This is a genomic window from Niveispirillum sp. CC-CTL257, from assembly GCF_059489915.1.
On sequence record NZ_JCAJXE010000004.1, the window covers coordinates 556,576 to 570,002 of the forward strand.

Genomic DNA, 13,427 nt, shown 5'->3' on the forward strand with positions numbered 1-13,427 from the left:
GCTGGCTCCGAACCGGTCACGCCTTGTACTGGCCGACCAGCGACTTCAGCTTGTGCCCCAGGGCGTTCAGATTATGGGCCGCCGTTTCCGCCTGCTTGGTTGCAACGGTGTTCTGGCTGCTGGCCTGACGGATACTGTCCATGGCCAGGGCCACCTGATCGATGCCCACCTGCTGCTGCTGGTTGGACGCCACGATCTGCGTGCTGGCCTGGGTGGCCAGCGCGATATTCTGGGCCAGCCGTTCGATGGCCTGCCCCGCCTCCTGCGCCTGTTTCACGCCGGCATCGACGGCCTTGCTGCCCTGTTCGGCCGCCAGAACGGCGGTGGCCGTGGCCTTCTGGATATCGCCCAGGATGGCGCGCACCTGACCCGTGGCCTGCTTGGACTGTTCGGCCAGGCTTTTCACCTCTGCCGCGACCACGACGAAGCCTTTGCCCTGCTCGCCAGCCCGCGCCGCCTCGATGGCGGCATTCACGGCCAGAAGGTTGGATTGTTCGGCCAGATCATTGACCGATGCCACGATGGTGCCGATGGCCTGGCTCTGCTCCGACAGTTTGATCACCGCCTCGGCGATGGCACCGATCTGTTCGCGCACCAGGGTAATGCCCGCGACCGACTGTTCCACCGCCCGCTTGCCGGTGGCGGAGATCTGGGCCGTGGCCTGGGCCGTATCGGCCACATGCCGGGCCTTTTCGGTCGACAGCTGCGAGGTCTTGCGCACTTCCTCCATGGTGGAGCTGGTCTCGGCCAGGGCCGTCGCCGTTTCGGCGGCGGATGCCGACACCTGGGCCGTGGTGGACACGATCTGGCTGCCCGCCGTGCCCAACACGTTCACACCCTCGACCAGTTCCTGGATCAGCTGGCGCAGGCCCTTGGTCATGTCGCGGAAGGTGTTGTTCAGGATGCCGACCTCGTCGCCACGGTCGCTTGCCGCGATATCGTTGGTCAGGTCCCCCTTGCCGATGCGTTCCGCCGTGGCCGTGATCTCCCGCAGTGGTGCCACGATATTGGCCGACAGGAACACCCCCGACAGCAGCACGATGACCGAGGCCAGCAAGGCCCCGCCGATGACGGCCAGATTAGCCAGCCGCGTGCTCTCATCCTTGGCCGCCTCGCGCTTGTCCAGAAGCTGGTTTTCAATGTCCAGCATCACCTTGATGGCGGCGCGGAATTCCAGCATGGCCTGCCGGCCGGTATCGCTGACGATCAGTTTCTGTGCCGCCTCAAACCCGTCGCGGCGGCGGGCGTCAATGCGGATTAGCGCCTCGTTCAGGCGGCTGCGTGCCGCCTGCTCCACCCGGTCCAGGTTGCGCATCTGTTCGGGATTGTCGTTGATCATGCGGCGAAGCTGCGGGATCAGCTCCTCCAGCTGCCGACGGCCACTCTCGAAGGGTTGCAGGAACGTATCCTGACCGGTGATGACAAAGCCGCGCTGGCCGGATTCGATGTCCTGCACGGCGGACATGATCTCGCCCAGATGGGTTTTCACCTCATGCGTATGCACGCTCCAGCGCGCCGCCTCGGTCAGGCGGGCGGTGGTGTCCAGCGACACCCAGCCCACACCCAGCACGACCAGCAGCAGCAGCCCCAGGCAGCCCCAGATCTTCTTGCCCACCGTGATCTTCATCTAAACGCTCCCCCGCGTGCCGGCCGAACCGTCCGCCGCAATGCCCGTCAGGGCACCATCCTCGAAAAACTGACCAGCATCCAATACCAGCGTATCCTGTTCGGATACACCAAGATAGAAGCGGCGATTGCCATGGACCGTGGCCGGCACCGGGTCCAGCCGACCGCGCGAAACCGCGCGCAGGCCCCGGATACAATCGGTGATCAGGCCGATGCTGCGGCCCCGGTTCTGCAACACCACCAGATGCCCGTCGCTGTCGCTTTTGCCGGTACCGATCAGGGCCTGGAAATCCAGCACGGTCAGCATCTCACCGCGCAGATGCACCACGCCCAGCGCCCAGACAGGCGCATGCGGCACCGGTGTCGGGGCCAGATCGGTCGTCACCTCGCGGACATAGCGGCTGTCCACAGCCAGCGACCGGCCAGCGATCTCAAATTCCAGAATGCGGATCTCGTCTGCGGCAGCAGGCGGGGCCGTGGCGGCACGGGCCAGTCGTTCCGCGCGTTCGCGCAGACGGCGATCCACCTCGGCCGCGTCGGGCTCAAACCCGCGCTCCAGCCCCTCCATGGCCGCCTGGATGCGTTCATGCATGGCGGCCCAGTCAATGGCACCCGTCGCGGCCTGATCGCTCATGCCCCTACCTCCGCACTGGCCACCCGCACGATCTCTGTCAGACGGCCCGCCGTCAAGCCATCACCATCAGGCAGGGTTTCCTCCTGTGGCCGGGTGGAAAGCAGGTTCAGGGCATTGCGGTAGCATCGCCGCGCCTCAGCCTTCCGGCCCTCCGCCACGGCCAGCCCGGCCAAAGCCACATGCGCCAGGATATGGTCGGGGTCCAGGAACAGGGCGCGTTTCAGCGCCTCTGCGGCGCCGCGCGGGTCGCCCACCTCCTGCCGGATCATGGCCAGCAGGTAATGGCGTTCCGGCATCAGCCGGTCCACGGCCAGGGCCCGGCGGCAGCATTCCTCGGCCAGATCCAGCCGGCCCTCATTCGCGTACAGCCGCGCCAGCAGGGTCAGAGCCTTGCCATCGCCGGCCAGACCGGGATCGCCCAGCAGCAGCGCGATCGCCGCCGCGTTCTCCCCGCGCTGGTACAGTACCATGGCCTCGTCCAGAGGCCCCGGCGGCACCTCTGCCACGGGCGGCACGGGCAATGGCTCCGGCACCGTCAGCAGCGGCAACAGCATCTCTGCCGGCATGTCGGGCAGCGGCGGCAGGGTGAAGGGCACCAGGGGCGGCGACTGCGCCTTGCGATAGATGGTGGCGTCCAGCAGCCCGATATTGTGCAGCGGCTGGAACAGGTCCGACGATCCTTCCACCGACGCCGCCACCAGCCAGCCGCCATCGACCAGCGAATGCTGCAGGTTGGACACCACGCGCCGCGCCGTGCCCGTGCTGAAATACATCAGCACATTGCGGCAGAAGATGATGTCCATGGCGTTGGTGTTGTTATGGACCGACGGATACTGATCTTCGGCCAGATTGTGATAGGCGAAGCTGACCATGCGCCGGATGCGGGGAACGATCTCCCACCGCCCGCCACGCGGGGTGAAATAGGCCCGGCGGATTTCCGGGTCGATGCCCCGGAACGACCAGTCGCCGTAAACCCCGTCAATGGCCTTGCGCAGCGAACGCGGGTTGATGTCGGTGGCCAGGATGGTGATGTTCCATCCCGCAATGTCGGGGATCAGACGGTCCAGAAGAATGGCCATCGTGTAGGCCTCCTCCCCCGTCGAACAGGCGGCACTCCAGATACGCAGATATTTGCCATGCATGGCCCGGCGTTGTGCGATCAGGTCGGGCAGGATGCGGGTGGCAAGCGCGTCGAAACTGGCCGGCTCGCGGAAGAAATAGGTCTCGCCGATGGTGAGATGGCTGGCCAGCGTCTCAATCCCGGTTCGGTCCACCGGGATAGACAGGAAATGCCGCATGCAGGCATCGCCATCGGCAAAGCCCAGTTCCGTCGCCATCTGTGCCACGGCCCGTTCGAGATCGCCCCAGCGGTCAGGCGCGTAATGCAGCCCCATGCGCGCCGCCAGAAAGGCGCTGAACTCTTCCAACAGGACATTGCCCGTCCCGGACCCGGCCTGGATCAAGATGCGCTCTCCCGCGCCATCGCCGCGTCCAGGGCGCCCTGTTCTTCCATGGACAGGAACCGGTCCAGATCATGGATGAAGACCGGCCCGCCGGGCAGCGCCGTCACCGCGTCAAAATACCCGCCCGCCGGTACCACGCTGTCGGCGGGGATCAGGCTGTCCGCCGGCTGTCGCAGGGTGCCATCGACATGGTCAATCCACAGCGCCACCGATTGCCGCGCCAACCGCACGACCACCAACCCGTCATCCAGCCGGGGACCACGCACCGGCATGCCCAGGCGGGCGCGCACATCCAGCACAGGCAGGAACCGACCCGCGACATTGATGATGCCCGCCACCACCGCCGGCGCGCCCGGTAGCGGCCGGAAAGCCGCCATGGCCGCCACCCGCTCCACCTGGCCCAGGCGCACGGCAAAGGGCCGTCCATCCAGCGTGAACAGCAGCAGATCGACCATGGCATCCGCGTCCACCGCTTCTGCGGCCCGCACTGCACCCATCGCACCCTCCCCGGCGGCGTTGGCTCAATCCTTCCTTATAGGCCGAAAACAGGGGCGATCCGCCAGCCCCTTTCACTGACCATGAGCATAGTTGCCAGTCAGGAAGTGGGCACCCCATTGCCTTTCACCGTGCCCGGCGCGACAAGGAAAGCACCAACGCTCCGGCCAAGAAAGAAATCCATGCGCCACCGCCTCGCCCCCCTGCTGCTGGCCTGCCTGTCCGCCCTGCCCGCCACCGCTGAACAGTTGACCATCGAACGGCTGGTGGCCAGCCCCGCCCTGTCCGGGGCGGCCCCGCGCGGCGTGGAATTTTCCCCCGACGGCACCCGCGTCACCTATCTGGAGCGGGCGGCCAGCGATGCCAGCCGCCGCGACCTCTGGGCCTATGACCTGACGCAGCGCAAGCCCGTTCTGCTGCTGGACAGTGCCGAGTTCGCCGCCGTGCCGGAAAGCGAGGAGGAACGCGCAAGGCGGGAGCGGCAGCGTATCCCCGAAACAGGCGTGACCGAGTATGTCTGGGACAGCCAGGGTAAGGCCGTCCTGGTGCCGAAATCGGGCGATATCTGGCTGAAGCCGCTGGACGGCCCCGTGCGCCGCCTGACCCGCACGGAGGACGCCGAAACCGACCCGAAATTCAGCCCCGATGGCAGCCACATCGCCTATGTCCGTGACGGCAATCTCTATGTCCAGGCCCTGGCCACGGGCGTGGAACGGGCCATCACCAGCGATGGCGGCAAGAACGCCATCCTGAACGGCATGGCGGAGTTCGTGGCGCAGGAGGAGATGGACCGCGACACCGGCTATTGGTGGTCGCCCGACGGCAAATCCATCGCCTATGCCCGCGTCGATGAAAGCAAGGTGCCGCTGGTCAACCGCTATGATTACGGGGCCGACGGGGTGAAGGTGATCCCGCAGCGCTACCCGTTCGCGGGCGGTCCCAACGTCGCCATCCAGCTGCTGGTGGCCCCCATCGACGGGTCTGCCCCGCCCGTTGCCATCGACCTTGGCCCCGAGGCTGATATCTATCTGGCACGGGTGAACTGGAAGCCGGATGGCGGGCTGGCCGTGCAACGCATGTCGCGCGATCAGAAGCGCCTGGACCTGCTGTTCGCCGATGTAAAGACGGGCCGCACGCGGCTTGCCCTGTCCGACACCAAATCCACCTGGGTGGACCTGCACAAGGACCTGTATTTTCTGGCCGATGGCCGCTTCATCTGGTCGTCCGAACAGTCGGGCTGGCGTCACCTTTACCTGCATGACCGGTTCGGCAAGCGCCTGCACGCCATCACGCGCGGCAAATGGCCGGTGCAGGCGCTGGCTGGTGTTGATACCAAGGCGGGGACCGTGATGTTCACGGCCCTGAAGGACGGCCCGCTGGAGCGCCATGTCTATACCGCCCGCCTGGATGGCCGCGACGCCGGCAGCCCCCGCCGCGTCAGCCAGGGCGAGGGCTGGCACGGGGCCGTCCTGGCCGATGCCGGCGGTGCCTGGCTGGACAGTTTCTCCAGCCCCACGCAGCCGCCGCAGCTCAGCTTGCGCGACCGCGACGGCAAGGTGCTGACCTGGTTGCAGGAAAACAAGGTGGAGGGGTCGCACCCCTACGCCCCCTATCTGGCCAACCATATCCAGCCCGTCTATGGCACCCTGAAGGCCCCGGACGGGGAGACCCTGCACTGGTCCATGCTGAAACCGCCCGGCGTGGATGCCGGCAATCCGGCACCCGCCATCATCTACACCTATGGCGGCCCCACCTCCCGCGTGGTCACCAAGGCCTGGGGCAGCCGCACGACCCTGTTCCTGCAGGCCCTGGCCCAGTCCGGCTATGTCGTCTTCATGCTGGATAATCGTGGCACGCCGGGCCAGGGCAAGGACTTCCTGGACCAGATTTACAAGGCGTTCGGCACCATCGAAAGCGATGATCAAGCGCTGGGCGCCAAGTATCTGAAGACCCTGCCCTTCGTGAAGGGTGACCGGATCGGCATCTATGGCCATTCATATGGCGGCTACAACACCTTGATGAGCCTGCTGCGCCATGGCGATCTCTATGCCGCCGGTGTGGCCGCTGCTCCGGTCAGCGACTGGAAGCTCTATGACACGTTCTATACCGAACGTTTCATCGGCATGCCCGACGCCAAGGGCGGGGTTTATGACAAGGGCGATGCGACCAAGCTGGCCGACAAGCTGTCAAAGCCGCTGCTACTGATCCATGGCATGGCGGACGATAATGTCTTCCTCGACAATTCCGTCCGCATGGCCGCCGCCTTGCAGCAGGCGCGCAAGCCGTTTGACATGATGTTCTATCCCGGCGAACGCCATGGCTTTTACGACACCAACCTCGCGGCCCATTACTATTTGTCGGCCAAGGCGTTTTTTGATCGCGAGTTGAAGGGGCGGTAAGGGGTGGGGTTATCCGTGGGGACCATATCGATGATCGCTTCGCCGATTACGCCTCCCCCGCGAAAGCGGGGGTCCAGGGGCCAATGGCACAGCGATGTGGTTCCCGGTGGCCCCTGGGTCCCCGCTTTCGTGGGGAAGGCACCTTATTCCAAGGGACTGACTTAGCGCCTACAGGCGAAAGCCGGGATGACGGGGAGAATGACGATGTGGGATTTGGTCGCTTTGCCTTTCCCCCCAATTGCCTCAAATTACCCTCAACCCCCTGTTCTGTTGATTCCATCCTTTCAGGATTCATTGTTCAGGGGGCGATTTTCTACATTATTCCAAGCGCTTAATACCCCTTGCTGTGCCGCCGGATACGGCTCTGTGTGCCATATCTTCTGAGTCCCTGTGCCGTATCACCCGGCTTCCTGTGCCATTCTGTCCGGATTGCTGCGCCATATCTCACGGCCCCACCCTCAATCCTGTGCCAGATTGCACGGGCACCCCCTCAAACCCCTTTGAGAGTCCAGTCTTTCTGCGGTTTCCAGACCTCTGTTTGTGCCAAAACTTACGGGTTTGATGCCCTGGAGGACCCGTTCCTAGGACCGCACCCCCTGCCGGTGCCGGATTTCTCAGGCGGCGGAATCCTTTCTGTGCCAGATCTCACGCATCCGATTCTCCCGCGATTCTCCCGATTCCGCCATCCTGTGCCAAAGCTCACGCCCACACAGCACCTTACCCTTCGTCACTGTGCCGGATCGCACGGCTGGGAATCGGGGATTTTGGTCCTCACTGTGCCATCTCGCACGGGTCCAATGATTCGCGCTTGATCCTGTGCCCCGGCAATGTTGCTCTGTCACAGTGACAAGGGTCACGGGTTCTTTGGCACTGAAACGGGTGCCCGGTGGGGGAACGTATGGCGGTGCAGGCGAATGCGGTAAAGGCGGAAATGGCCCGTCCGCGCGTGACGGGCAATGTGCTGGACCTGTCCACCGACCCCACCCTGCCCAAGCCGCGTACCCAGATTGAGGTGATGGAGACGGGCAATGGCCTGACCCTGGCAGACCGCAAGCTTTTCAATGTCTTGCTGGCCTATAGCTGGGACAAGCTGTCCGATCCTGATGCCCCCCTGCCTCCGTTCCGTGCGTCCACCGCTGACCTGCGCCGTGCCATCGGCGATGATACCGAAAGCAACAATGTCCGTCTGCGCCAATCCTTTGACCGGCTGATGCAGACCCTGGTGCGCTTCCCCTATTGGAGTGAGGCTGACCAGCAGTTGAAGGAGGGTGGGTCGCCGCTGCTGGCCTTCCGCGCTTTGCCGCGCGGGTCGGGTTATGCGGAATGGGAATTTCCGCCGAAGCTGCGCCCCCTGCTGGCTAAACCTGGTGCCTGGGCGCGTATCCATCTGGCCATCTGCGCGCAGTTCTCTTCCAAATACTCGCTGGCCCTCTATGAGCTGTTGAGCCTACGGGCAAATCTGCGCGAACCGCGCTGGGAAGTGACGCTGGACGATCTGCGCGACAGCCTGGGCTGTGCTGACAAGATGCCCAATTACGCGCATTTTCAGCGCCGTGTGCTGGACCCTGCCGTCAGTGAGATCAATGAGCTGTCGGGGCTGGTCATCGACTATCAGGAAATCCGCTCTAACGGTCGGGGCCGCAAGGTCGAAAAGCTGATGTTCGATGTGAAGAAGAAGTCGAACAGCGAGTTGGTGGCGACCGCGCGCATTACCGAGTTCGCCAAGGCCCCCGTGGGCCGCGCCACGCCCGCCAACAGCGCGCGCGATCAGGACACGCCCGACCTGGAGGATGGCCGCACCGACCGTGAGCGTGGTCCCGCCGGCACGCTGGGCCTGATCCAGCGCGTGTCCCTGGCCGTGATTGAGGAACTGGTGGCGCAATATCCCGACGTTGATATGCAGACCGCCATTTTCAGCTGGGCCGACTGGGCCATGCGACAGAAGGAACCCTGCCGCAACCCGTCTGCCGCCTTCCGCGCCTGGCTGGAGAAACTGCACCCCGCCGTCTCCGCCCCGGTTCGCCTCACCCCGGAAGGGTCCGAACCCCCTGCCCTGTCGCCGGTGGCCCAACGCGCCCTGCAATGGCTGACCGGCGAACCCTATGCCGTGCGCGCCAAATGGTTCCGCAAGGCGCAGACCCTGGGTGCGCCCGAGATGCGCGCCGCCACCGCCCCGGAGAATATCGGCCGCTGGGTGGGTTTGGTCGCGGATGAGGTGGTGAAGGGGTTGCGGGTGTGAGGGGCTATAAGGTGCCTCTCTTCGTCATCCCGGCGCGAGCCGGGACCCAGGACCAAGCGCCCCACTGATCAATGATATCAATTAACGTAGCGGCGACGGTGGAGTCTGTGGCCCCTGGATCCCGGCTTTCGCCGGGATGACGAAGGGGGGGCAGCAACCTCACCCCGCCAGCAGCGTCTCCAACTGCTGCGCATAGTCTTGCAGACGTGTCTTCAGTGCCTCCAGCTTGGCACGCTCATCGGCGCGCAGCTTGGCCACGCCCTTATCCGCCACCGCCTCAATCCCCACTGATAGGCTCTCCTCCAGCTTGGGCAAGCCGGCGATGAACTTCTTTGCTGTAACATTTCTCACGGGTGCCTTGGCCGTCGCCGGATCACCGGCCCGTTGCAGCTTGGCACGGTATTCGCGTGCTTCCCGCGCCGTCAGTTCGCCCTTCTTGACCTTGAGCCATAGGCTCAATTGGTCAACCTCCTCCATACGCGCCAGCTCCAGCAGCACGGCCTTGGGCACGTCATTGTGTGATGTCACACAGTCTGTGCGGATGGTGGCGTGCAGACGCAGCAGGGTCAGGGTGGTGTTGACCTCTGTGCGCGACCGGCCCAACAGGTCACCCACCGCTTCCTGATTATATTCATGCGTCTCGATCAGGCGGCGGATGCCCTCCGCTTCTTCCACGGGCGACAAATCCACGCGCTGCAAATTCTCGATCAGGGCGATCTGATCGGTATTGGCATCGGTGGGCAGGATATGGGCCATGATCTTGGTCAGGCCCGCCATCCCCGCCGCACGCCAGCGCCGCTCACCGGCTACCAGCAGGAAGCGTTTCGGCTCCGTCGGGTGGGCCTGCACCAGGATGGGGGATAATTGTCCCACCTCGCGCAGGGAGAAGCTGAGTGCCTGCAGCTCCTCCTCATCAAAATGGCGGCGCGGTTGATTGGGATTTGGCTCAATGTCGGTCAGGCGCAGCAGCACCGTATCGCGCAGCCCATCCGCCGCCCCGAAGATCAAATCCGCACCGGGCCGGTCCAGGCTGTCCCCGATGGATTTTGCCACCGCCGCCGGCTGCTGACCGGCCGGCTTGCGCCAGTTCTTAACCATTGACGATCTCCTGCGCCAGGGTGCGGTACACCCCGATCGGGTGGCTCTTGGGCAGCATTTTCAGCGGGACGGCCCCGGCATAGGTGGCCTGGTCGATCTCGGTCGAGCGCGGCACCGGCTGGAAGATGCGGGCCTTGTCGCCCAGGCTTTCCTGCAGGTCCGACAGCACCTGCTGCTCCACCGCGAAATTGCGGTTGAACATGGTGGGCAGGACGCCCAGCACCTTCAGGCTGGGATTCTGCCGCCGCTGGATCTTCGACACTGTGTCAAAAATCAAGGGGATGCCGCGCACGTCATAGCGGCTGGCCTTGGTCGGGATCAGCAGGAAGTCGGCGGCGATCAGGGCCGTGACGGTGATCAGGGCCAGTTCGGGCGGGCAGTCGATGACGATATAATCATAGTCACGCAGTACCTCCGACAGCCTCTCGCGCAGCACATAGCGCCCGTCATCGGGGTCCAGCAGGATCTTGATCTGCGCCTCGGCCAGCGCGATGGTGCAGGGCAGCAGGTCGTAGCCGTCGCATTTCACGATGGCCTGATGAATGCCCGTCTGCCCGAACAGCACATCCTCCAGCCCGCCCTTGCGGTCCTGCACCTCCAGCGGGTCGATGCCCGACCCTTCGGTGGCCGTGGCCTGCTGATCGGCATCCACCACCAGCACCTTCTTGCCCAACTCACCCAGCGCGTAACCGAGGTTCAGGGTGGTAGTGGTCTTGCCCACCCCGCCCTTCTGGTTGGCGACAGCGATGATGCAGGCCGTGCGCTGGCTGGCGGCGGCCAGGAACTCCGCCACCCGCACCGGTAGCCGTTCAGCGCCCGATTCCCAGCGGCTGATGGTGGCATTGTCGTACTTGCGGCCCAGCTTGGCATTCACCCAGGCGGCAAAGGCGGCCTGGCTTTCACCACGGCTTTCACGAAAGTGGCGCAGTTCATCGGGGGTCATGGCACCGGTCCGGGGAGGGGGCATTTGAGGCTTTGAGAATTGTCTCAAATCCACTCCCACGTCAATGGTGGAACGGACCTACGACAGGAATTCCGTCATTATGCCTGGATGCACGGTGCCTCTGTGTGACGTCACACAGGCTTCTTACTGTGCCGGAATGCACGGGGGCGACAGCGGCGGCCCCACCCCTGTGTGACGTCACACAGGGCTACACAGGTTCGGCTGTGCCGCCCCCGGTGCCCAACCCGATCCTGTCGTTTGCCCCCGAAACTTCAACCGTTTCGGCTGTCCCTGCCTGCCATGCTGAAACCAACGAACAGCATCCCTGGGGAGAGCATCATGGACATGCGGGCCAGCATCAATTCCGACGCCATCGCCGTTGAAAAGCGCTGGTGCGCGCAGAATTACAAGCCGCTGCCGGTGGTGATCGCCCGGGCAGAGGGTGTGTGGATGTGGGATGGTGACGGCAAGCGTTATCTGGACATGATGGCCGCGTACTCCGCCGTCAACACCGGCCACGGCCATCCCCGTATCCTGTCGGCGCTGAGCGAGCAGGCGGCCAAGGTCGCCGTCATCTCCCGTGCCTTCCATTCCGACAAGCTGGGCCCCTTCCTGGAGCGTCTGTGCCGCCTGACAGGCCTGGACGGTGCCTGCCCCATGAATACGGGGGCGGAGGCGGTGGAGACGGCCATCAAGGCCGCGCGTCGCTGGGCGTATCGCGTCAAGGGCGTGGCCGCGGATCAGGCGGAAATCCTGGTGGCGGATGGCAATTTCCATGGCCGCACCACCACCATTGTCGGCTTCTCCTCCGAACCTGCCTATCGCGATGGCTTTGGTCCGTTCGCCCCCGGTTTCCGCATCGTGCCGTTTGGCGATGCCGACGCGATGGAAGCCGCGATCACCCCCAACACCGCCGCCATCCTGGTGGAACCGATCCAGGGCGAGGCCGGCATCATTGTGCCGCCCGATGGCTATCTGCGTCGCCTGCGCGAGATCTGCGACCGTCACAATGTCCTGCTGATCCTGGATGAGATTCAGTCGGGCCTGGGTCGCACGGGCCATTGGTTCGCGCATCAGCATGAAGGTATCCGCCCCGACGGCCTGTGCCTGGGCAAGGCGCTGGGGGGTGGCGTCATGCCCGTCTCCGCCTTTGTCGCCCGCCGCGATGTCATCGACATGTTCGGCCCCGGCAGCCATGGCTCCACCTTTGGCGGTAGCCCGCTGGCCGCAGCCGTCGGTCTGGCGGCACTGGACACCATCGCCGATGAAGGTCTTGTGGAGCGTTCTGCCGAGCTGGGTGCCCATATGATCGCCCGCCTACGCGGTATCGACAGCAAGGCCATCACCGCCGTGCGCGGTCGCGGCCTGTGGGTGGGGGTGGAGATCGACCCCGCCATCGCCACCGCCCGCCATGTCTGCGAATTGTTGATGGAGCAGGGTGTGCTGTCCAAGGAAACGCACGACACCACCATCCGTTTCGCCCCGCCGCTGGTCATTTCCCGTCCCGAACTGGACTGGGCCATTGACCGTTTCGCCGCCGTTCTGTCGCGCCTGACGGCCTGAACCTTTCCCATAAGAACAACAAACAAGCGGAGTGATCCATGAGCGGCTGGTACGGTTTCATCGGGGTGCCCACGGATGTCGGCAATGTCGCCTGTGGTGCGGCAGAGGGGCCGGCGGCCCTGCGCGCCATCGGCCTGCCGCGCCGCATGGGCATGGTGGACCGGGGCGATGTCCAGGGTCCCGCCTATGACGGCACCCGCGATGAGACGGGTAGCCGGTCGGTGCGCGAAACCGCCGCCTGGTGTACAGCGGTGCGCAATACCGTGTCGGGCGTCTTTGCCGATGGTGGCATGCCGGTGATGGTGGGTGGTGACCATGCCATGGCCCTGGGCTCCGTCGCCGCCGCCGCCGAACATGCGCGCCGCCAGGGCAAGAATTTCTTCGTCCTGTGGTTCGATGCGCACCCCGATTTCAACACGCCCGATACCTCGCCATCGGGCAACACCCATGGCTATCCGGCGGCGCTGGCCTGTGGCATCGGCCATCCGGCGTTGCTGCGCGTCGGTGCCTTCACGCCGCTGCTGCGCCCCGACCGTCTGGTCCAGTTCGGCATCCGCGATATTGACGAGGGGGAGCGGGCGAACCTGCGCCGGTCTGGCATTGAGTTTCACGAGATGCCGGCGGTGCGCGAACGTGGCCTCGCCGCCCTGGTCGCCCACACGATCAGCCGGATTCAGGCGGCGGGCGGCGGTCATGTCCATGTCAGCTTTGATATCGACGCCCTGGACCCCAGCATCGCGCCCGGCGTCGGCACGCCCGTGCCCGATGGCCTGAACCTGGAAGAGGTGGTGGAATCGCTGCGCCTGCTGGGCCAGTCCGGTCTGGTGCAGTCGCTGGACATTGTCGAATATGCCGCGACCCAGGACCAGGGCAACCGCACAGCCCATGTCGTGGAACATCTGCTGGCCGGCATGATGGCGGGCCGTCAAGGCCAGACCGCACTGGTAGCGTAAGCCGTTCCATTCGG

10 protein-coding genes are annotated in these 13,427 nt (G+C 64.9%); 4 read left to right on the forward strand and 6 right to left on the reverse strand.

Annotated elements, in window-relative coordinates:
- Nucleotides 1-16: 16 nt before the first annotated feature.
- Genes ABC729_RS22995 through ABC729_RS23010 form a run of 4 tightly spaced genes read right to left on the reverse strand, consistent with a single transcriptional unit; the run spans nucleotide 17 to nucleotide 4,220 of the window.
- Nucleotides 17-1,627, reverse strand: coding sequence for a methyl-accepting chemotaxis protein (locus tag ABC729_RS22995; RefSeq protein WP_495609942.1), 1,611 nt, complete (start codon nucleotides 1,625-1,627; stop codon nucleotides 17-19).
- Nucleotides 1,628-2,260 carry a chemotaxis protein CheW gene (locus ABC729_RS23000; RefSeq protein ID WP_495609943.1) on the reverse strand — a complete coding sequence of 211 codons (633 nt, stop codon included), beginning with the start codon at nucleotides 2,258-2,260 and terminating at the stop codon, nucleotides 1,628-1,630.
- A complete protein-coding gene (locus ABC729_RS23005; RefSeq protein ID WP_495609944.1) occupies nucleotides 2,257-3,723 on the reverse strand; it encodes a CheR family methyltransferase in 1,467 nt (488 codons plus the stop codon). Before ABC729_RS23005 ends, ABC729_RS23000 begins: the two co-directional genes overlap by 4 nt.
- Nucleotides 3,720-4,220 (reverse strand): chemotaxis protein CheW, encoded by a 501-nt coding sequence (locus tag ABC729_RS23010; RefSeq protein WP_495609945.1) that lies wholly within the window; start codon nucleotides 4,218-4,220, stop codon nucleotides 3,720-3,722. Before ABC729_RS23010 ends, ABC729_RS23005 begins: the two co-directional genes overlap by 4 nt.
- A 180-nt stretch (nucleotides 4,221-4,400) precedes the next feature.
- On the opposite strand from ABC729_RS23010, the gene ABC729_RS23015 reads away from it, so the two are divergent.
- Entirely contained in the window at nucleotides 4,401-6,617 is a 2,217-nt protein-coding gene (locus ABC729_RS23015; RefSeq protein WP_495609946.1) for a S9 family peptidase, read from the forward strand.
- 898 nt (nucleotides 6,618-7,515) lie between these two features.
- Nucleotides 7,516-8,856, forward strand: a complete 1,341-nt coding sequence (locus tag ABC729_RS23020; protein ID WP_495609947.1) for a replication initiation protein — start codon at nucleotides 7,516-7,518, stop codon at nucleotides 8,854-8,856.
- Between the two features lie 159 nt (nucleotides 8,857-9,015).
- Here the strand turns inward: ABC729_RS23020 and ABC729_RS23025 are convergent, their stop codons facing one another.
- Together ABC729_RS23025 and ABC729_RS23030 are read right to left on the reverse strand one after the other, a co-directional pair.
- Nucleotides 9,016-9,954 (reverse strand): ParB/RepB/Spo0J family partition protein, encoded by a 939-nt coding sequence (locus ABC729_RS23025; protein WP_495609948.1) that lies wholly within the window; start codon nucleotides 9,952-9,954, stop codon nucleotides 9,016-9,018.
- Nucleotides 9,947-10,897, reverse strand: a complete 951-nt coding sequence (locus tag ABC729_RS23030) for an AAA family ATPase (RefSeq protein ID WP_495609949.1) — start codon at nucleotides 10,895-10,897, stop codon at nucleotides 9,947-9,949. The genes ABC729_RS23025 and ABC729_RS23030 overlap by 8 nt, the downstream gene beginning before the upstream one ends.
- Before the next feature lie 339 nt (nucleotides 10,898-11,236).
- Here ABC729_RS23030 and rocD point away from each other — a divergent pair, with 339 nt between their 5' ends.
- Together rocD and ABC729_RS23040 are read left to right on the forward strand one after the other, a co-directional pair.
- On the forward strand, nucleotides 11,237-12,460 hold the full coding sequence (gene rocD, locus ABC729_RS23035; RefSeq protein ID WP_495609950.1) for an ornithine--oxo-acid transaminase: 1,224 nt from the start codon (nucleotides 11,237-11,239) through the stop codon (nucleotides 12,458-12,460).
- Nucleotides 12,461-12,498: 38 nt separating this feature from the next.
- A complete protein-coding gene (locus ABC729_RS23040; RefSeq protein WP_495609951.1) occupies nucleotides 12,499-13,413 on the forward strand; it encodes an arginase in 915 nt (304 codons plus the stop codon).
- The last annotated feature ends 14 nt before the right edge of the window (nucleotides 13,414-13,427 follow it).